At 72.1% G+C, this 18,484-nt stretch carries 22 protein-coding genes; 7 read left to right on the forward strand and 15 right to left on the reverse strand.

What is annotated here, in order from left to right; all coding sequences use genetic code 11:
- Positions 1 to 92 precede the first annotated feature (92 nt).
- The gene (locus ACFVGW_RS04955; protein WP_385851014.1) at positions 93 to 800 is read left to right on the forward strand and encodes an Asp/Glu racemase; all 708 of its coding nucleotides are present in this window, start codon (positions 93 to 95) and stop codon (positions 798 to 800) included.
- Positions 801 to 860: 60 nt separating this feature from the next.
- Positions 861 to 1,694 (forward strand): PaaX family transcriptional regulator C-terminal domain-containing protein, encoded by an 834-nt coding sequence (locus tag ACFVGW_RS04960; protein ID WP_385850826.1) that lies wholly within the window; start codon positions 861 to 863, stop codon positions 1,692 to 1,694.
- Between the two features lie 84 nt (positions 1,695 to 1,778).
- Here ACFVGW_RS04960 and ACFVGW_RS04965 read toward each other — a convergent pair whose 3' ends face one another.
- Positions 1,779 to 2,249 (reverse strand): hypothetical protein, encoded by a 471-nt coding sequence (locus ACFVGW_RS04965; RefSeq protein WP_385850827.1) that lies wholly within the window; start codon positions 2,247 to 2,249, stop codon positions 1,779 to 1,781.
- 121 nt (positions 2,250 to 2,370) lie between these two features.
- On the opposite strand from ACFVGW_RS04965, the gene ACFVGW_RS04970 reads away from it, so the two are divergent.
- Positions 2,371 to 3,174, forward strand: coding sequence for a GNAT family N-acetyltransferase (locus ACFVGW_RS04970; RefSeq protein WP_385850828.1), 804 nt, complete (start codon positions 2,371 to 2,373; stop codon positions 3,172 to 3,174).
- Positions 3,175 to 3,214: 40 nt separating this feature from the next.
- Here ACFVGW_RS04970 and ACFVGW_RS04975 read toward each other — a convergent pair whose 3' ends face one another.
- Entirely contained in the window at positions 3,215 to 4,021 is an 807-nt protein-coding gene (locus ACFVGW_RS04975) for a hypothetical protein (RefSeq protein WP_385850829.1), read from the reverse strand.
- Positions 4,022 to 4,184: 163 nt separating this feature from the next.
- Here ACFVGW_RS04975 and ACFVGW_RS04980 point away from each other — a divergent pair, with 163 nt between their 5' ends.
- Positions 4,185 to 4,694 carry an NUDIX domain-containing protein gene (locus tag ACFVGW_RS04980; RefSeq protein ID WP_385850830.1) on the forward strand — a complete coding sequence of 170 codons (510 nt, stop codon included), beginning with the start codon at positions 4,185 to 4,187 and terminating at the stop codon, positions 4,692 to 4,694.
- Between the two features lie 67 nt (positions 4,695 to 4,761).
- On the opposite strand, the gene ACFVGW_RS04985 is transcribed toward ACFVGW_RS04980, so the two are convergent.
- Positions 4,762 to 5,448: an SDR family oxidoreductase gene (locus ACFVGW_RS04985; RefSeq protein ID WP_352186782.1), complete on the reverse strand. Its 687-nt coding sequence runs from the start codon at positions 5,446 to 5,448 to the stop codon at positions 4,762 to 4,764.
- Positions 5,449 to 5,564: 116 nt separating this feature from the next.
- On the opposite strand from ACFVGW_RS04985, the gene ACFVGW_RS04990 reads away from it, so the two are divergent.
- Positions 5,565 to 6,125 carry a TetR/AcrR family transcriptional regulator gene (locus ACFVGW_RS04990; RefSeq protein WP_385850831.1) on the forward strand — a complete coding sequence of 187 codons (561 nt, stop codon included), beginning with the start codon at positions 5,565 to 5,567 and terminating at the stop codon, positions 6,123 to 6,125.
- Positions 6,126 to 6,185: 60 nt separating this feature from the next.
- Here the strand turns inward: ACFVGW_RS04990 and ACFVGW_RS04995 are convergent, their stop codons facing one another.
- The 6 genes from ACFVGW_RS04995 to ACFVGW_RS05020 all read right to left on the reverse strand — a co-directional run bounded on the left by ACFVGW_RS04995 (position 6,186) and on the right by ACFVGW_RS05020 (position 11,700).
- On the reverse strand, positions 6,186 to 7,589 hold the full coding sequence (locus ACFVGW_RS04995; protein WP_385850832.1) for a carotenoid oxygenase family protein: 1,404 nt from the start codon (positions 7,587 to 7,589) through the stop codon (positions 6,186 to 6,188).
- A gap of 83 nt (positions 7,590 to 7,672) precedes the next feature.
- A complete protein-coding gene (locus ACFVGW_RS05000) occupies positions 7,673 to 8,116 on the reverse strand; it encodes an SRPBCC family protein (protein ID WP_385850833.1) in 444 nt (147 codons plus the stop codon).
- 80 nt (positions 8,117 to 8,196) lie between these two features.
- Positions 8,197 to 9,651 carry an MFS transporter gene (locus tag ACFVGW_RS05005; protein ID WP_385850834.1) on the reverse strand — a complete coding sequence of 485 codons (1,455 nt, stop codon included), beginning with the start codon at positions 9,649 to 9,651 and terminating at the stop codon, positions 8,197 to 8,199.
- Positions 9,652 to 9,751: 100 nt separating this feature from the next.
- Positions 9,752 to 10,318 carry a TetR/AcrR family transcriptional regulator gene (locus tag ACFVGW_RS05010; protein ID WP_385850835.1) on the reverse strand — a complete coding sequence of 189 codons (567 nt, stop codon included), beginning with the start codon at positions 10,316 to 10,318 and terminating at the stop codon, positions 9,752 to 9,754.
- A gap of 41 nt (positions 10,319 to 10,359) precedes the next feature.
- Positions 10,360 to 11,058, reverse strand: coding sequence for a class F sortase (locus tag ACFVGW_RS05015; protein ID WP_385850836.1), 699 nt, complete (start codon positions 11,056 to 11,058; stop codon positions 10,360 to 10,362).
- Between the two features lie 126 nt (positions 11,059 to 11,184).
- Positions 11,185 to 11,700 carry a sortase gene (locus ACFVGW_RS05020; protein ID WP_385850837.1) on the reverse strand — a complete coding sequence of 172 codons (516 nt, stop codon included), beginning with the start codon at positions 11,698 to 11,700 and terminating at the stop codon, positions 11,185 to 11,187.
- 369 nt (positions 11,701 to 12,069) lie between these two features.
- Between ACFVGW_RS05020 and ACFVGW_RS05025 the strand changes: the two genes are divergently transcribed.
- Complete coding sequence (locus ACFVGW_RS05025) at positions 12,070 to 13,131, forward strand: nitrous oxide reductase family maturation protein NosD (protein WP_385850838.1); 1,062 nt, start codon at positions 12,070 to 12,072, stop codon at positions 13,129 to 13,131.
- A gap of 53 nt (positions 13,132 to 13,184) precedes the next feature.
- Positions 13,185 to 14,213: a methyltransferase gene (locus tag ACFVGW_RS05030; protein WP_385850839.1), complete on the forward strand. Its 1,029-nt coding sequence runs from the start codon at positions 13,185 to 13,187 to the stop codon at positions 14,211 to 14,213.
- A gap of 91 nt (positions 14,214 to 14,304) precedes the next feature.
- Here ACFVGW_RS05030 and ACFVGW_RS05035 read toward each other — a convergent pair whose 3' ends face one another.
- From ACFVGW_RS05035 to ACFVGW_RS05060, 6 genes are all read right to left on the reverse strand, one after another.
- The gene (locus ACFVGW_RS05035) at positions 14,305 to 14,637 is read right to left on the reverse strand and encodes a TcmI family type II polyketide cyclase (RefSeq protein ID WP_352186792.1); all 333 of its coding nucleotides are present in this window, start codon (positions 14,635 to 14,637) and stop codon (positions 14,305 to 14,307) included.
- 64 nt (positions 14,638 to 14,701) lie between these two features.
- Entirely contained in the window at positions 14,702 to 15,181 is a 480-nt protein-coding gene (locus ACFVGW_RS05040; protein ID WP_352186793.1) for an SRPBCC family protein, read from the reverse strand.
- 1 nt (position 15,182) lies between these two features.
- A complete protein-coding gene (locus ACFVGW_RS05045) occupies positions 15,183 to 15,443 on the reverse strand; it encodes an acyl carrier protein (protein ID WP_352186794.1) in 261 nt (86 codons plus the stop codon).
- 24 nt (positions 15,444 to 15,467) lie between these two features.
- A complete protein-coding gene (locus ACFVGW_RS05050) occupies positions 15,468 to 16,715 on the reverse strand; it encodes a ketosynthase chain-length factor (RefSeq protein WP_385850840.1) in 1,248 nt (415 codons plus the stop codon).
- On the reverse strand, positions 16,712 to 17,980 hold the full coding sequence (locus ACFVGW_RS05055) for a beta-ketoacyl-[acyl-carrier-protein] synthase family protein (protein WP_383307817.1): 1,269 nt from the start codon (positions 17,978 to 17,980) through the stop codon (positions 16,712 to 16,714). The genes ACFVGW_RS05050 and ACFVGW_RS05055 overlap by 4 nt, the downstream gene beginning before the upstream one ends.
- The gene (locus ACFVGW_RS05060; RefSeq protein ID WP_352186797.1) at positions 17,977 to 18,447 is read right to left on the reverse strand and encodes a cupin domain-containing protein; all 471 of its coding nucleotides are present in this window, start codon (positions 18,445 to 18,447) and stop codon (positions 17,977 to 17,979) included. Before ACFVGW_RS05060 ends, ACFVGW_RS05055 begins: the two co-directional genes overlap by 4 nt.
- Between the last annotated feature and the right edge of the window lie 37 nt (positions 18,448 to 18,484).

Here is an 18,484-nt window from a genome sequence, read left to right on the forward strand (position 1 = left end):
CCCGTCAGACACGTCCGAACGAGAACCGAGGAGCAGCCGTGTCCCCCCGTACCTACCGCATCGGCCAGATCGTGCCGAGCTCGAACGTCACCATGGAGACGGAGGTCCCCACGATCCTGCGCGCCCGCGCGGCCGTCGCGCCGGACGAGCGTTTCACCTTCCACTCCAGCCGGATGCGCATGACCCATGTGACACCGGAACAGCTCAAGGCCATGGACGCCGACTCCGACCGCTGCGCCGTGGAACTCTCCGACGCACGGGTCGACGTGCTCGGTTACGCCTGCCTCGTCGCCATCATGAGCATGGGGCCGGGCTACCACCGGGTCTCCGAGGAGCGACTGCACCTGCGTACGGTCGAGAACGGCGCCCCGGCGCCGGTCGTCACCAGCGCGGGCGCTCTCGTCCACGGGTTGCACACGATCGGCGCCCGGAAGATCGCCCTGCTCGCCCCGTACATGAAGCCGCTGACGCGGACCGTCGTGGACTACCTCGTCCGGGAGGGCATCGAGGTCCTCGACCACCAGGCCCTGGAGATCCCGGACAACCTGGCCGTGGCCGCCCACGACCCGGCGCGGCTGCCCGGTCTCGCCCGCGCGCTCGACCACGCGGACGCCGACGCGGTCGTCCTGTCCGCCTGTGTCCAGATGCCCTCGCTCACGGTGATCGAGGAGGCCGAACAGCTCCTGGGCAAGCCGGTCGTGTCGGCAGCCGTGTGCACCGCCCACCAGATGCTGCGCACCCTGGGTCTGCGGGCCGTCGCCCCCGGTGCCGGACACCTGCTGTCGGGGGCGTACGCCTGACCGGGACGGGCTTCGAGGGGGCCTCGATATGATCGCGACCGCGTACAACGGAAGGCGATCATGTCGGACAGCCCCCTCAGGCCCAGCTCGTTGATCAACACGGTCTACGGGGCGTTCGTTCGGCGCCTCGGCGGCTGGATCTCCATCGCCGACCTGATCACGCTGATGGGGGAACTGGACGTCGACGGCCCGGCGGTGCGCTCGGCGATCTCCCGGCTGAAGAAGCGCGGAGTCCTCGAACCGGAGCGCCGGGGCGCCACCGGTTACCGGCTGAGCCCGGCCGCCCTTCCCGTCTTCGACGAGGGCGACCGCCGGATCTTCGCCAGCCTGGAGCCGGCCGACCTGGCGGACGGCTGGGCGATGGCGGTGTTCTCCGTGCCGGAGTCGGAACGCTCCCACCGCCATCAGCTGCGCACCCGCCTGACGTGGCTCGGCTTCGGCAACATCGCTCCGGGGGTGTGGCTGGCGCCGGGCCGGCTCCTGGAGGACGCGCGCGGCATGCTCGTACGGCTCGGCCTCAGCGATTACGTCCACCTGTTCGCGGCCGAGTACGCGGCCTTCAGCGATCTGCCGGGCACGGTGAGCTCGTGGTGGGACTTCCCGGCGATCCAGACCCAGTACGCGGCGTTCACCGACACGTACGCGCCGGTGGCCGCACAGTGGGCGGCGGCCGAGGCGGAGCCCGGGCCGGCGGAGGCGTTCCGCCACTACGTTCCGATGCTCACCCAGTGGCGGCGGCTGCCGTACCTGGACCCGGGGCTGCCGACCGAGCTGCTTCCGGCGGACTGGAACGCGGTGGCCGCCCGGCAGGTCTTCCAGCGGCTGCACGGCATCCTGCTCGACCCCAGCCTGCGGCACGTGGCCGAGGTCACGGGGCTGAAGTCACAGGACTGAGGTCACGGGGGGTCAGGTCGCGGGGCTCAGGTAGCGGGTCTCAGATGGCGGGTCTCAGATCGCGGGGCTGACGTCGCACCGGGGTCAGGCGGTGGGGCGGACACGGGGCGGACGCGAGAAGTGCGCGCGGGCCTCGGGGAGGTACATCGGGACGACGGCAGCCGCGGCCAGCAGGTCCGGCAGGGAGTTGACGACCGCCCACCAGCCGGGTTCCACACCGTCCATCCCGAAGTCGTTCACCCGGAACAGAAGGCACAGCGCGCCGACGGAGGTCAGGACGGCGCGGGCCCAGCCGCGGCCGGCCCGCATGTGCACCGCCACGGTCAGCCACGCGCCCAGGAGGAGGGCCAGTACGGCTGCCGACAGGGCGAGTTGACGGATCGCCGCCCCCTGTCCGGAGTGCTCGGTCAGCTCGTCCAGGCCCGTGGGCGGCACCACGAAGGCGCCCAGTGCCCAGACCAGCACCTCGGCCCCGACGGCGGCCAGCGTGAGTGCCCAGACGGCCTCGATCTGTCGCGGGCGCCCCGGGCTCGTGCTCGTCGTACCGGTCGTCATCACGGCCTCCCTCGGATTCGTCCTGGAAGAGGGCGATCAGCGGGGAAGGGTTGTGCGGACCGTGCGATCGGTTGCCGGGCCTCTTCCCGTCGCCGTGCGACCCGCGCCGTACGCTCTACGGGTGACCCTGCGCGCTCTTCACGACCGATCCGTCCTGGCCGACCGCTTCGACCGGGATCCGGCGATGCACCTGATGGAACTCGGCGACCTCGACGATCTCCTGTGGCCGCACACGAGTTGGTACACCGTCTCGCGGAGCGGCCCGGTCGCGCTCCTCTACGCGGTCGGCGACACCCCCACGCTGCTCGCCTTCTCCCGTCCCTCGGAGGCGGCGGATCTGGAGGAGCTCGCCGGGGCGCTCCTGCCCGTGCTTCCCCGCCGTTTCTTCGGCCATCTCACGGGCGAGGCGGCCAAGGTGCTGGAGTCCGCGTACGAGGTGCGGCGGCACGGCGTCCTGCTGCGCATGGCCCTCACCGATCCCGGTCCCACCGCCGCCCACCCTGACGGCCCGTGGCAGGTCGCCCCGCTGGACCGGGGCGACCTGCCGGAGCTTCTCGAACTGTTCGCACAGGCGTATCCGGGCAACTGGTTCGACGACCGGATGCTGGACACCGGGCAGTACATGGGCGCCCGGCGGGACGGACGGCTGGTCGCCGTCGCGGGGGTGCACGTCTACTCGCCCGCGTATCGCGTCGCCGCCATCGGGAACGTGACCACCCACCCCGAACTGCGGGGACAGGGCGCGGGCGGAGCGTGTGTGGCCGCGCTGTGCCGGCGGCTCGCAGAGACCGTCGACCACATCGGGCTGAACGTCCGGGCGGACAACGCCACGGCCGTGGGGCTCTACCGGCGGCTCGGCTTCTCCGTCGTCACGGAGTTCACCGAGGCGACGTTCACGGCGCTCCCGCACGGCACGGCCGGCTGACCGCCGGCGGCGGCCGTTCCGTCTTGGGGCGTCCCCGGGGTCAGGCGGCCTGCTGACGGCCCGCCAGCGTCTTCGTGAGGTATCCGCCGCCCACGATCAGGGCCACGCCCAGCCACCACACGTTGCCGTCGAAGATCAGGACCGCGATTCCGATGGGGACGAGCAGCCCCGCCAGCGGCAGGAGCATCCCCGCCAGGTGCGGCGGGTCGGGCGCTGACCCGTCCGCCGCGTGCCGGGCACGGGCTCGTACGACCTCCGGGTACCACTCGGTGAAGCGGAGGGCGGCCACGATGGCCAGGATCTGGATGATCCAGCCGGTCCAGATGTTGTTCGGGTTGTGCAGGACCAGGTCGCCGTAGGCGCCCGCGGCGGCGGCGACCAGGAAGGCGAGGCCCCACACTCCGGTGATGACGTAATTGGCCCGCACGAAGGTGGGCGTGTGCCAGTAGGCCGGATCGACCTGTTCCCGCGCGTACTGGAGGGTGAAGGGCATGCGGAACGCCATGGAGCCGAACGCGATCAGGACGAGGGCGAGGTTGGACACCTCTCCGGCGTACGTCTCCAGCCAGCGCAGCGTGCCTTCGCTCGCGAGGATGCCGACGACGGCCAGGATGGCGAAGAACACCATGTCGGCGAGTTCGAGGAGCTTCCAGGAGCTGCCCCGGTTGACGATCCGCCCGGCGGCGACGAGCACGATCGTCGTCGCCAGGGCCAGCGCGACCGCTATTTCGAACCGGCCGGGTCCGACGAGCAGCGAGAACACGATCCAGGGCGCCATCCCGACGACCGGGTTCTCCAGGAAGCCGGCGACAGCACCGCGATCCGTGGTGGGTGTCTCGGTCTTCACCTTTCCAGACTGCGCGCTGCGGGCCGACGGGTCCATTCGGGAGATCGGAACCCGCGGCGGCAGACTCGTGTCGTCCGGTCCGCCGACGAACTCGGACGGCGACCGCCGTGGCCGTGCCCGTGAGGCCCCGCCGCGCCGCCCTCCCGCGAAGGAGCCCCCTCCCATGACCACCAGCCGCACCTGGCTTCCGCCCGAGGAGTACGCGAAGACCCTTCCGAAGGCGACCGTCTTCGGTTCGGTGTTCTTCACCGACGAGCACGACCACCCCGTGCACCTGCGGGCCGTCTACACGGCGGCTCATCCGTGGCAGTGGCCCGGCGGGGTGACCGAGCACGGCGAGCGGCCGTGGGAGACCGCCGTACGGGAGTGCGAGGAGGAGACCGGGCTGGTCGTTCCAGGGCCTCCACGGCTCCTGGCGGCGGTCTTCGGGCTGCCGGGGGCCGCCTGGCCCTACGCCACGGCAGGGTTCGTCTTCGACGGCGGCCGGCTCTCCGCCCGGCAGCTCGCGGGCATCCGGCTCGACCCGGACGAGCACGACGAGGTCCGCGCACTGCCCCTGACGGAGTGGCAGGCGCTCATGCCGGCCCAGGACTTCGCCCGGCTGACGACCGTGACGGACGCACGGCGCACGGGCACGACGGCGTACTTCGGCAGGTGGGACTGGGAGGCCTAGGAGCTGCCCGGCGGACCCGGACGGGGTCCGCAGGACACCTCCTGGGCGCGGTCGGGGCCCTGCGGCCTCATGCCGCGTTCGGTGCGGCGGCCAGGCTCCGCTTGACGTACCGGGTGGTCTCGTCGGCGAGGATCTCGGGCAGGCCCGCCTCGATGCCGAGCAGCGCCTGGGCGGCGACCTCGGCGGGGTCGGCCTTCTGCTCGGCGGGGACCGCGGCGGCCATGTCGGTGTCCATGTAGGCGACGTGGAGCGCGGAGACGGTGATGCCGCGCGGTGCCAGTTCCTCCCGGGCCGCGCCGGTCAGCGCCCAGGCCGCCGCCTTCGCCGCCGCGTAGGACCCGAGGCCGGCCGGGTGGAGCCAGGACAGTACGGACAGGACGTTGAGCACGGCGCCGCCGCCGTTGCGCTCGATGACCGGGGCGAAGGCCCGCGTCACGGCGAGCGGGCCGAAGAAGTTCGTCTCCATCTCCAGGCGGACCGCGTCCGGATCGCCCGCGAGCAGCGGTGTGGATGTGGAGATGCCCGCGTTGTTCACGAGCAGCGTCGCGTCGGACGCGATGCGGGCGGCGGACCGGACCGACTCCGGGTCCGTCACGTCCAGCCGCAGCGGGACGGCACCCGGAAGGTCGACCGTCTCGGGGCGCCGTGCGGCCGCGTAGACCGTCGCTCCTCGCTGGAGGAGCTGCTCGGCCAGATGCCGGCCCAGCCCGCGGTTGGCGCCCGTGACCACGGCGACGGAGTCCTTCAGTTCCATGTCTGCACTCCCGGTGTTGCGGACCCGGCAGCGACCGGCCCGCGCATTAGATGATGACTACAATCTAAAACGGGTGTAGGATAGATGTCAATCGACATCCAACAGGGAGGTGGCTGATGGGGCGCGTGTCGCAGGCGCAGGCCGAAGAGAACCGCAAGCGGGTCGTGGAGACCGCCTCCCGGATGTTCCGGGAGCAGGGAACGCAGGTCAGCGTGGCAGACCTCATGAAGGCGGCCGGCCTGACCCACGGTGGCTTCTACAAGCAGTTCGCCTCCAAGGAGGCGCTGGTCGACGAGGCCACGGCCCAGGCCTTCGAGGAGTTCACCCGGCGCCGCACCGCCGGTCCGGAACGGCGTGCGGGGCAGAAGGACACCGCCCAGCAGAGGCTGATCGACGGCTACCTCTCCCCCGCGCACCGCGACAACGCCGCGGAGGGCTGCCCGGTCGCCGCCCTCGCCACCGACATGGCACGGGAGCCCGGAGACCGCGATGCCCACCGGGTCTACAGCGAGGGGGTGGCCCAGTTCGCCGACTGGCTCGCCACCGACGGCCAGGACGGCATCACCCGCCTGTGCACGATGGTCGGGGCCCTCGTCCTGTCGCGCGCCACGACGGGCTCCCCCCTCTCGGACGAGATCCTCACGAGGGCACGCGCGGCCTTGACGGCCACGGACTGAGAAACGGGGCCGGGCCCCGGGGGGAATCGATCCCCGGGGCCCGGCCGGCCGTTCCGGTCGCTAGTGGGCGGCGTCCGGGATCCAGGAACCGTGGATACCGGCCGTCACCCGGCGCGGGAGGTGGACCGTGGCGATCCGGTCGAGACCGGAGGCGTCCAGGACCAGCAGCTGGGACGCGTCCTGCTTGAGGTCGGAGACGACCGTCAGCAGGTAGCCGTCGTCCTCGCGGGTGCCGCCTTCCGCCGGCACGAAGACCGCCTCGCTGGGCAGGCGCGCGTCGCCGGCCTCGTGGACCCGGCGGGCGCCGGTGGCGCGGTCGTACTTGACGATGCCGTAGCCGCCGAAGCCCCGCTGGTCGGGGAAGGAGACCGCGTACTGGTAGCGGTGCTCCGAGCCGAGGTGGTCCTCGTTCAGGGTGGGGAACTCGACGGCCAGGTCGTCGACGACGCGCTCGTCGACGCTGCCGGCCACCAGGTCGACGACCCAACGACGGCTGTACGAACGGGTGTTGGGCTCCGTGCCACGACCCGGGGCGCCGACCCACCAGTTCCAGGAGAGCTGGAAGCCCTCCCGGTCGACGGCGGGCCCCTCCAGGACGATCCGGCCCTGCGCGTCCTCGTAGGCGTTGGCGGCGTGGAGCATGCTCCCGGGCTCGATGGGGAACCAGCGGATCTTGCCGGCGCCGTCCGCGCCGCGGGGCATGACACCGATACGGGCGGGCTGGTCGTCCTTCCATGCGTACGGGATACCGGAGTGCTCGGTGGGGTCGAAGGTGACGGAGCCCTCGACGAAGACGACGTGGTGGCGGGTGAGGGCGAAGTCGTGCTTGAGGGCCTGGCTCGCACCGGGGATCTCGGCGGTGTGGGTGACGTCGCCCTTCGCGTCGGCGACGTAGTACATGAGGAAGGGAGGGAAGGGCGAGGAGCCGAAGAAGTGCAGCTCGCCGGTGACCGGGTCGGTCTTGGGGTGGGCGGTCATCGCACCGCGCAGCGTGCCGCCGAAGTCGTAGGCGCCGACGGTGTCCAGGTCCCTGGTGAGCTCGAAGGGGAGGTTCGCCTCGCACAGCGCCAGCAGCCGTCCGCCGTGTTCGATGACGTGCGTGCCGGCGGTGCTGGCGGTCAGGTCGGGGCCCTGCTCGGTCATGAAGGGCGCGCCTTCGAGGGCCGGGGTGTGGACCCACCGGTTGCGGTACCACTCGGCGCGGCCCTCCCTCAGCCGGATGCCGTGGACCATGCCGCTGCCCTTGAACCAGTGGGTGGGGGTGACACCGGGCTTGGGGTTGTGGCTGTTGCGGATCAGCCGGCCGGTCAGCTCCGGCGGCAGGGTTCCCTCGACGGTCAGCTCGGTGGCGGTGATCTCGTCCACGGCCGGGGTGTAGTGGCCGACCAGGTAGGGCTTCTGGGTGGTCGTGTTCGTGGTCGTGGCCTTGGTCGTGTGCGCGGTCTTGGGCGTGTGCGCGGTCATGGCAGGAGCCTCGATTCCGTGACGGGGAGGATGCGGGTGGGTTGGGCGCGTGGGGCGGGGTGGCGGGAGGATCCGAGGGGGGCTCAGGCGCTCTGTTCGGCGCGGGCCTTGAGGCCGGCGAGCCAGCCGGTCAGCGAGGCGTTCAGGGCATGACCGAGCTCCTCGGTGGCGGCGTCGACGGGGGCGCCACTCCAGGACTCCTCGGTGTGCACGGTGGTGACCTGGTCTCCGGTCCGCTCGAAGGTCCAGACGTGGATGCCCTCGATGCCGTGGGCGGGGCCGCCCCAGACCACGCGCTCCCCGGGGACGACTTCGCGGATCGTGGAGGTGATGTCCATCCCGTGCGTCAGCCAGGTGAAGGAGGCGCCGGGCAGCAGCGGGCCGTCGAGTTCGGCCCGGTCGATGTCCGCGTTCCAGTCGGCCCAGGCGTCGATGTCGGTGTGCAGGGACCAGACGCGCTCCAGCGGGGCGTCGATGACGGTGGACAGGCGGACGATGACGGGGGCGGTCTCGTCGATGGTGAACATGGCGTTCGTTCCTCTCGGTCGGTGTATCGGGTCGCGTTGACGTGTCAGGCGTGAGCTGCGGGTCAGCGGTGGGCTGCGGGTCAGTGGTGGGCTGCGGGCGCCGGCCGTGTTCCCGCCTCGCCGACGGGGGCGGCGGGCCCGCGGCGGGCGAGGAGCGGAGCGAGGGCGGCGGCGGCCGCGAGCACGGCGGCGGAGACGGCGAAGGCGGTGCGGTAGCCCGCGGTGAGTGCCTCCAGGTACGGCTGGTGGGCGGCCTCCGCCCGGCCTGTCGTGGCGCCGGCCAGGGTGGCCAGTACGGCGAGTCCGACCGCTCCCCCGACCTGGCGGGTGGTGTTGACCAGACCGCCGGCCAGCCCGGCGTCCCGCTGCGGGACGCCCTCGACGGACAGCGCGGTCAGCTGGACGAAGGCGACGCTCAGGCCCAGGCCGATCAGGATGCTGGGGCCGAGGACGTCGGTGAGATAGCCGCCGTGGGCGCCGATCCGGGCCAGCCACAGCAGTCCGGCGGCCTCCGCCAGCAGCGCGCCGGTGACCGTCGCGGTGGGGCCGGCGCGGCGGGAGATCCGGGGCGCGAGGGCGGAGCCGAGCATGATGGCGAAGGCCAGCGGGAGTTGGCCGACTCCGGTGACCAGCGGGCTCAGTCCGAGAACCTGCTGCTGGTGGAGGGGGAGGAAGAAGAAGAGCGCGATCCACACCGAACCCAGCAGCGCCATCAGCACGTTGCCGGCGGCGACCCGTCCCGTGCGGAACAGGCGGGGCGGGAGCAGCGGGTTCGGGTGGCGGCGCTCGACCAGGACGAAGACGGCGAGCAGGAGGGCGGTCAGGCCGAACGCGCCGAGGACCGTGGGGTCCGTCCAGCCCGAGCCGCGGGCCGACGTCAGACCCCACACCAGGGCGGTGAGCGCCAGGGTGACGGTGACGGTGCCCGGCAGGTCGAACCGTCCGGTCTCCGTGACGGGGGTGCGCGGCACGCTCGCGGCAGCGGCGGCCAGGACGGCCAGCGCGCCGACGGCCACCGCGTGGAAGATCCACGGCCATCCCCACGCCTGCGTCAGGACACCGCCGAGGAGGACTCCGGCCGCGCCTCCGGCGCCGGACACCGCTCCCCACACCCCCAGCGCCCGCCCCCGGCCGGGGCCCGTCGGGAACAACCCCATCACCAGGGCCAGCGACGCGGGTGCGACGGCCGCCGCGCCCATCCCCTGCACCGCTCGCGCCGCGATCAGTACGGTCGGCGAGCCGGCCAGGCCCGCCGCAACCGAGGAGAGCGCGAACACCGCGAGCCCGGTGAGCAGGACGCGGCGCCGTCCCAGCAGGTCCGCCGCACGGCCGCCCGCCAGCAGCAGAGCTCCGAAGGCGAGACCGTAGGCGTTCACGACCCAGGGGGTGCCGCTGTCGGAGAGCCCCACGCCTGCGCGGATCCCGGGCAGGGCCACGTTCACGATCGAGGTGGCCAGCATGACCGTGAACTGCGCCCCGGCCAGGGCCGCGAGAGCGGCTCCGGGACGGCGGCGGCTGATGACGTCGGACTTCATGACTCCCCCTGTGTGGTTGACCACTCACAAAAACGGCCGAAGAAAGACGGGGCTTGACGGCCCCGCCGGTCCACCCTGTCGCGCGCTGACGCGACGGGCGTCAGTAGTGCGTGATGCCGGCCGCCAGCGTCCGGGTCCAGGGGGCGTCGACCTCGTCGGCGCCCATGGAGACGATCAGATGGCAGAGCATGCCGGTCGCGAAGAACTCCTGGACCTGGCGCTCGGTACCGCCGGAGGCGCCCCGGACGTACTCGACCAGCCGGGCGTACCCCTGACGCACCGTCTCGCGGACCGCGGCCTCGGAGACCGCCGCCGCCTGGGCATGGAGCTGGATCAGCATCAGGTCGTTGTTGCTGATGAGCTGGGCGTAGGCGTCCCCCATCGCCGCGAGGACCACCTCCGCCGAGCTGCCCCGAGCGTCGGCCGCCGCCTGCTCCAGGCTCGACCGCACCCGCACGAAGCAGTGCTCGACCACCGCGGTGAACAGCAGCTCCTTGTTCGGGAAGAGGCGGTAGACGTACGCCTGCGAGATGCCGGCCGCCTTGGCCACCTCGGTGGTGGTGGTGCCCCAGTAACCCCGGGCGGCGAAGGCGCCGATGGCGGTGCGCAGCACCGTCTCGCGGCGCTCTTCGGCGGTGGACAACTGGCGGGGACGTTCGCTCTTCATGTGAGTACTCAACCACTCACACTTTTGAGTGTCAACCGTTCCTACGCCCCGCCCATCCGCATCGTCGCGGTCAGCGTGGCGTAGACGACGGTGTTGGCCTGGTAGCCGGTGCCCTTGGACCAGGCGCCGCCGCAGGTGATCAACCGCAGTTCCGGGCGGCCCGTGTCGCCGTACACCTTCTCGTCGGGGAACCGGCCCTTCTCGTGCTCCTCCACCGCGTCGACCGTGAAGACGGCCGTGCGGCCGTCCCTGCGGTCGACCTCGATCCGGGCACCCGGTTCCAGGGCGCCGAGCTGGTGGAAGACGGCGGGGCCCGTGGGTGTGTCCACGTGTCCCGCCAGGACGGCGGTCCCGAGCGCGCCGGGCGCGGTCCCGTCGGCGTACCAGCCGGCCAGGGCGGGGGCCGTCGCGGGCGGCGGCTGCAGCACCCCCTTCGCGTCCAGCTCCAGGTGCGTCAGGAAGGCGTCGACGTCGACGGCGGGGATCCGGATCCGTACGGGGGCCGAGGCGGAGAGCGGCGCGGCCGGGCGGCCGGAAGCGCCTCCCCCGGCGGTCCCGCCTCCGGGGGCGGTCCGCGCGGCGGGCTGCCCGGTCCGCGCCGTCGGGCGCGGGGGTTCGTCGGCGCGCGTCGCGTCGGCGAGCAGCAGGGCTCCGGCGAGGGCGGCCCAGGCGAGCCACCTCAACGACGGGGCGGCGCGCGGCGGCGGGGCGGGGGGCGTCCTCCCGGAGGCTCTTCTCATGGTGGTGGTGCCTTCGTTCGGCGCCTGAACGCCTCCGCCCCCGGGCCTCCTCGCGGAGCCGGGGGACGGAGGCACGGTACGGACGTACGGTCGGCCGGCGCCGCGCGGTCGCGGCCCGGCATACGGTCAGGCAGACGTCCTGGCGGCCGTCGCGCGCCGGCGCAGGACGATCGCTCCGCCCGCGACCGCACCACCGAGAAGCAGCCAGCCGAAGCCGGACTCCGCCTCCTTGTCGGCGGCTCCTCCGAAGCCCGCGTCGACGGGACCGTTCGGACGGCCGGCGATCTGGTACGTGGCGGTCAGCTTCACCCGCGGCGGGCACTTGAGGGTCACGGTGTCCGTGCCGGAGGCGGCGTCGTCCGGCACCTGGAACTCACCCTGGAGGACGCCCTTGCGGTCCCCCGGGAACAGGTGGAACTGCCCGGCGAGTTCCGACTCGCCCTTGCCGTAGGTCTCCTTGCCACAGGCCGAGGTGCTGACGGTGACGGTGGTGCCCGGGGACACCTTCCCGGGGGTGATGCGGACGTTCGCCGACGCCTCGGATGAGGTCGACTCCCCCTCGGCGGCCGAGGCCACGGGGGCGGTCAGGGCGAGGGCTCCGGTGATCAGGGCGACCACGGGGCCGGTACGTGCGAGACGCATGGTTTCTCCTTCGACGGAGCGTTCTCGGCCGGCGTGTCTGCGCGGCACCTGTGCTGTGCTCCGTGCACGAGGCAAGCGCCCGCCTCCGGTCACCGCAACGCGAGCGGCCCGCGCGGGTGTCGCCCGGTCGGCGGCTCGATCGCCGTCTGTCGCCCCGTCACCGCAGGTCACGGCGGCGGACCCGACACGGTGACAACGCACCCGCGCGCGGGGCGAACGGGCTAGGGGCTGTCCTCGCGAGCCCGGCGTGATCCGAAAGACCGGCCCCGGGGGCCGCGGTGGGCCGGCCGGAGCGACGTTCGGGGGAAGGGCTGCCCGGCCGGGGGATCAGCGGTGGCGGGCCGGAACGCCCCCTCATAGCTTCGCCATATGACCAAACGACAGATCGCCTACCTGGCATGCACCGTGGCGCTCGTGGCCTCGGGGGTGGGTGCCGCCGCCCCGACGGCCGAGAAGCGAACCCTGCACCGGGTCAAGCCCGGCGAATCGATCCAGAAAGCCGTGGACGCCGCGAAGCCGGGGGACACCGTCGTCCTCTCCCCCGGCACCTACCGGGAGAGCGTCCGCATCACCACGTCGAACGTGACCCTGCGGGGCTCGATCGTCTTTCCCTCCGTCCTCGTGCCCGACGCCGCCGCCACCGACTCCTGCGCCAAGGCGGGCCACGGCATCTGCGTGACCGGCGCGGACGGCAGCCCCGTCGAGGGCGTCACCGTGCGCTCCCTGACCGTCCGGGGCTTCGCCAAGAACGGCCTCTGGGCGTCGCGGACCGACCGCCTGAAGGTCCAGAGGGTGAAGGCGGAGAAGAACGGCAACTGGGGCATCGCCCAGGAGCGTTCCGTACGCAGCGTGCTCAGCCACAACGTCGCCCGGGACAACGGCGACGCCGGCCTCTTCGTGTCCAACACCACCGACACGGAGGCGGGAGCCGTCGACGCCCGGGGGACGGTGATCTCCCACAACCGTCTGTCCGGCAACCGGATCGGCGTCACGGTGCGGCGCCTGCGGAACCTGACCGTCGAGCGGAACGAGGCGACCGGGAACTGTGCCGCGGTGTTCGTGGTGGGCGACGAGTCCACCCCGCGCGCCGGGGCCATGACCCTGCGCCGGAACTACATCCACGACAACAACAAGCACTGCCCCAAGACCCCCCGGCTGCCCTTCCTGCAAGGCTCGGGCATCGTCCTGACCGGCGCCGAGGAGACGCTGGTGGCGCAGAACCGGATCGAGGACAACGTGGGCACCTCGCCGCTCTCCGGCGGCATCGTGCTGTTCAAGAGCTTCGTCGGCGCCCTGAACGAGCGCAACGAGATCCGCGACAACGTCGTGCTCCGCAACGGCGCGGCCGACCTGGCCAACCGTGACACCGGCAAGGGCAACACCTTCAGCCGTAACACCTGCGGAGTCTCGGACCCCGCGGGCATGTGCTGAACGGTCGGCTCCGCTTCCCCACCCACGGCACCACAGCACAGAGAAGGCGACAGATGACGACTGTTGATCCGGCTCCCCCGCCGCCCATGCGGCTGAGGGAGCTCGTATTCGGGGCGGCGTGCGCCGCCGCCGTACGCGCGGCCGCCCGTCTCGGTGTGGCGGACGCCCTGGACGACACCCCGATGACCGTGGAGGACCTGGCGGCGGCGGTGAAGACCCAGCCGCGGACACTGCGCCGGCTGCTGCGCGCCCTGTCCTGCCAGGGCGTCTTCGCGGAGCACCCCGACGGCACCTTCGGGCACACGGAGATGTCCCGGCTGCTGCGCGAGGACGATCCGCACAGCCTGCGGTACATCGCGCTGTGGTGCACCGAACCGTGGACGTGGGACGTCTGGCCGAAGCTCGACGAGGCGGTGCGCTCCGGCCGCAACGTCTTCGAGGACGTGTACGAGAGGGAGTTCTTCACCTATCTCAACGAAGAGGCCCCCGAGTCCGCGTACGTGTTCAACCGGGCCATGACGACGTCGAGCCGGCAGTCCGCGCAGGACGTGGCCGACCTGCTCGACCTGGAGGGGGTGGCCGCGGTCGCGGACATCGGCGGCGGTCAGGGACACGTCCTGGCGAGCCTGTTGGAGAGGCACCCCACCCTGCACGGCACCCTGCTCGATCTGCCGGGCGTGGTGGAGAACGCCGATCCTCGTCTGCGTGACGCGAAGGCACTGGGCTCCCGGGTCCGTGTCGTCGCCGGGGACTGCCGTGAGGACATCCCCGTCCGGGCGGACGTGTACATCATCAAGAACATCCTCGAATGGGACGACGACAGCACCCGCAGGGCGCTGGCCAACGTCCGGAAGGCGGCGCGGCCCGGCGCGCGCGTCATCGTGATCGAGAACCTCGTGGACGACACTCCGTCGATGAGGTTCACCACGGCCATGGACCTGCTGCTGCTCCTCAACGTCGGGGGTGCGAAGCACACCCGGCAGAGCATGGTCGACCGGCTGACGGACGCGGGGCTGGTCATCGGCGAGATCCGCCCGGTCAACGCGTATCTCCACGCCTTCGAGTGCACCGTCCCCGCCTGACGGGACGACCGGCACAACCCGAGGCCGCCCGCTCCGCGTCGTTCGCGGGGCGGGCGGCCTCGGGTTGTGCCGTCGTGCGGGCGCTCGGGGTTCAGGAACCCGCGTCGCGCTCCCAGCGGTAGAAGCACTGCGCCATGGCGTCCTTGGGGCTGCGCCATGTCGCCGGGTCGTACGCGCTGACGTACGCCGACAGCTTCTCGCTGGCGTCCCGGAACTCCGGGTGCCCCGTGAGCTTCGCGATGGCCGGCGCCGGGTCCTGCTCGGACTCGATGAGGTGCAGATACACGTCGCCGAACTGGAAGAGGCGGCGCCGGGTGACGCCGACCAGGTGCGGGAGTTCGCCGCGGTCGGAGGCGGCGAACACGTCGGCGATCGCCGGCGCCGAACCGGGCGCCATGCGGGCGACGATCAGTGCGTGGTGCATCGAGCGTCCTTCCTGGGTGTGCGGTGTACGGGCGCCCGGTGCCCGGGCGCCCCGCGTACGGGTGTCAGCCGGGCAGGACCGAGGCGCTCCGGCGGTCGCGGGCGACCTGCTCGATGCGGTCCCGGATCAGGGACATCTGGGTGCGCGAGTTGCGGTTGATGTTGTCCGTCATCCAGTCGTCGTCGACCGGAGCCTCGGGCTTCATCGCGAAGTCCTGCACCCAGCGCATGTGGACGCCGGCCGGGGTCTCCTCGTACTCCCACCGGATGTCCATGTGGGCGAACGGGCCGGTCTCCACGCGGCGGGCGCGGACGGTCCGCTTCGGACGGTCGACGGTGCGCTCCGAGACCCAGCTCCAGACCTTCCCGTTGTCGTCCGGGTGCATGGTGAGGCGGAAGGTCGTGGAGTCGCCCTCCCGCGAGAGCACCTCGACGGAGGCGTACTCGCTGAAGAGGTTCGGCCAGTTCTCGATGTCGTTGGTGATGTCCCACACGAGGTCGAGCGGAGCGTCGATGGTGATGCTGTTGTCGGTGTGACCGGACACGTCAGACTCCCGTCTTGAGGGTGGTGTTGACCAGGTCGACGAACTCGGCGGGCGTCTTGCAGCGCTCCGCGTCGGTGGGCAGCGCCACGCTGTAGCGGTTCTCCAGCTCGCCGACGATGCCGAGCAGGCCGAGCGAGTCGAGGCCGATGGTGTTGAAGGGCGCGTCCGGCGCCTTGGCGAGTTCCTTGGGGTCGACCGTCACTCCGGCGGCCTGCTTCATCAGCGTGGCGAGGTCGTCGAAGGTCAGTGCGGTGGTGATCATGTGCGTTCTCCTTCCCGCCCGGTCCTACCGGGCGGAGTCGCCGCCGCGGCGCACGACCAGCGCCGCGTTGGATCCCATGAGTCCCCTGCTGAGGACGAGGGCCGTGCGCAGCTCGGCGGGGCGAGCGCGGGACATCACCAGATCGAGGTCGTGGCAGATGTCGAACACGTTGGGGGTGGGGGGCACCACGCCGTGTTCCATGGCGAGGACCGCGGCCGCGATGTCGAGGACGGGCGCCCCGCAGTACGCGCGGCCGATGCCGGTCTTGGGCGCGGAGACCGGCACGCGGCCGCCGTGCGGGCCGAGGGCGTCGGCGATCGCCAGTGCCTCGGCACGGTCCGCCTCCGGTACGCCCAGGGCGTCGGCGAACACGACGTCGATCTCCTCGGGGGCGCAGTCGGCCTCGTCGAGGGCGCCCCGGATCGCGCGGGCGAGTCCCTCCCGGGACTCCTCCCAGCGGGAGGCGCCGGTGAACGTGGCGGCGTGCCCGGCCACGACGGCCCGGACGGCCGCTCCCCGGTCGCGGGCGCGCGCCTCGTCCTCCACGACGAGCATGGCGCCGCCCTCCGCCGGGACGAAGCCGCACGCTCCGGCGGTGAAGGGGCGGTAGGCCCGGTCCGGCTCCTCGACGGTGCTGAGCTCCGGGTAGCCGAGCTGGCACACCATCGAGTACGGGGCGAGGGGAGCCTCGGCCGCGCCGACGATCACCGCGCCCGTACCGCGCCGTACGGCCCGGGCGGCGTGGGCGACGGCGTCCAGGCCGCCGGCCTCGTCGCTCGCGACCACTCCGCAGGGGCCCTTGAAGCCGCTCCGGATGGAGATCTGGCCGGTGCTCGCCGCGTAGAACCAGGCGATGGACTGGTAGGGGCCGACGAACTTGGACCCCTGTCCCCAGAGCTTCTGCAGCTCCCGCTGGCCGAACTCGCCGCCACCGGACCCCGCGGCGGTGACCACGCCGATGGAGAAGGGCTCCTCCGGGTCGTCCCGGGCGAGACCGGCGTCGTCGAGTGCCAGGGAGGCCGCGGCCATCGCGTAATGGCTGAAGCGGTCCGTCTGGACGAGGAACCGCTCCTCGATCAGGGTCGAGGCGTCGAAGCCCCGTACCTCGCCCGCGACCTTCAGGGGGAGCCCGTCGCATCCCTCACGGGTGATCAGGTCCAGGAAGCCCAGGCCTTCCCGGACGGACTTCCAGTACGCGTCCGCGTGCAGTCCGTTGGGGGCGATCACACCGATGCCGGTGACGACCGCCCGCTGAGGACGCTCAGTGCTCATCGTGACCTCCCACCCGCCCCGGACAGCAGGACCGCGGACTGGAAGCCGCCGAATCCGCTGCCGACGGAGAGGACGTTCCTCAGCTTCCGCGGGCGGGCGGTGCGCGGCACGTAGTCCAGGTCGCACTCCGGGTCGGGGGTCTCGTAGTTCGCCGTCGGAGGCACCACCTGGTGCTGCAGCGCGAGGACGCAGGCGACGACCTCGATCGCGCCGATCGCGCCGAGCGAGTGCCCCACCATGGACTTGATGGAGCTCATGGGGGTGTCGTAGGCGTGTGCGCCCAGGGACCGCTTCACGGCGGCGGTCTCGTGCCGGTCGTTCTGCCGGGTGCCCGAGCCGTGCGCGTTGACGTAGTCGATCAGGGTGGGGTCGAGGCGGGCCTGGTCGAGCGTGTTGTCGATCGCCCGGGCCATCTCGAGCCCCTCACTGGTCAGGCCGGTCATGTGGTACGCGTTGCCGTACGTCGCGTAGCCGCTGATCTCGCAGTACACGTGCGCACCGCGGGCCCTGGCGTGCTCGTACTCCTCCAGGACGAGGACCGCCGCGCCTTCGCCCATGACGAACCCGTTGCGGTGGTCGTCGAAGGGCCGGGAGGCGTGCTCGGGGTCGTCGTTGTCGGGTGACGTCGCCTTGATGGCGTCGAAGCAGGCCATGGTGATCGGAGATATCGGCGAGTCGGACGCGCCGGCGATGCAGACGTCCGCCCGGCCTTCCTCGATGGTGTGGAAGGCGTAGCCGACGGCGTCGAGGCCGGAGGTGCAGCCCGTGGAGACGGTCTGCACCGGGCCGCGGGCGCCGAACTGCTCGGCGACGACGGAGGCGAGCGTGCTCGGCGAGAACGCCAGGTGCAGCTTGGGGTCGGCGGCGCGGTGGTCCACGTCCCACCGCCGGCCGCCCTCGCTGACCAGGACGTAGTCGTGTTCGAGCCGGGTGGTGCCGCCGACGGCGCTGCCCAGGGAGACCGCGACGCGCCAGGGGTCCTCCGTGCCGGTGTCGAGTCCGGAGTCGCGTACGGCTTCCCCCGCGGCGACGACGGCGAACTGGATGTACCGGTCGGCGTGTCGGCTCAGCTCCGGGTCCAGGCCGTGCGCCGTCGGGTCGAAGTCGCACTCGGCGGCTATGCGGGAGCGCAGGCCGGCCGGATCGAACAGGGTGATGCCGCGGGTCGCGGTACGGCCGTTGGAGAGGAGGTCCCAGAACGCCTTCGCTCCGGTGCCGCCCGGAGCGACCACACCTATACCGGTGACGGCCACTCGCCGGGTCACTCGATGGCCCCGCTTCGCTCGGACACCTGGGCCGGGTCGTGCACGGTCAGGTGCGGACCGGCCGCGGCGAGCTCGCCCTCCTCGGTGACCTCCGTGTCGACGTGGCCGAGGCTGGGACGCGGGGCGAGCGGGCCGAGGTGGAAGACCATGCGGGCCTCCACGTCGCCGACGTTGCGGAAGCGGTGCCGCACGTCGATGGGGATCAGGAGTCCCTGGTCGGGCTGGAGCCCGTACGTCTCGCCGTCCAGGTCCACTTCCAGAGCGCCCGAGACGACGTACACGAACTCCTCGGAGTACGGGTGGTAGTGCTCCCCGATGCGCTCGCCGGGCTGCACGATGGCCAGGCCCATGAAGCCGCTGGTGGAGCCCACGGTGGCCGGTGTGAGCATGGCCCGCAGGTCACCTCCGCGCCTGCGGTTGGGTTCCGTCTCGCTCAGGGTCACGATGCGTGGACGCTGCTTGAGCATGGTTCTGATACCTCCGAGTGTGGCAGTGACGTGCGGG

It is taken from the genome of Streptomyces sp. NPDC127129, from assembly GCF_042671585.1.
Classification (GTDB): Bacteria; Actinomycetota; Actinomycetes; order Streptomycetales; family Streptomycetaceae; genus Streptomyces.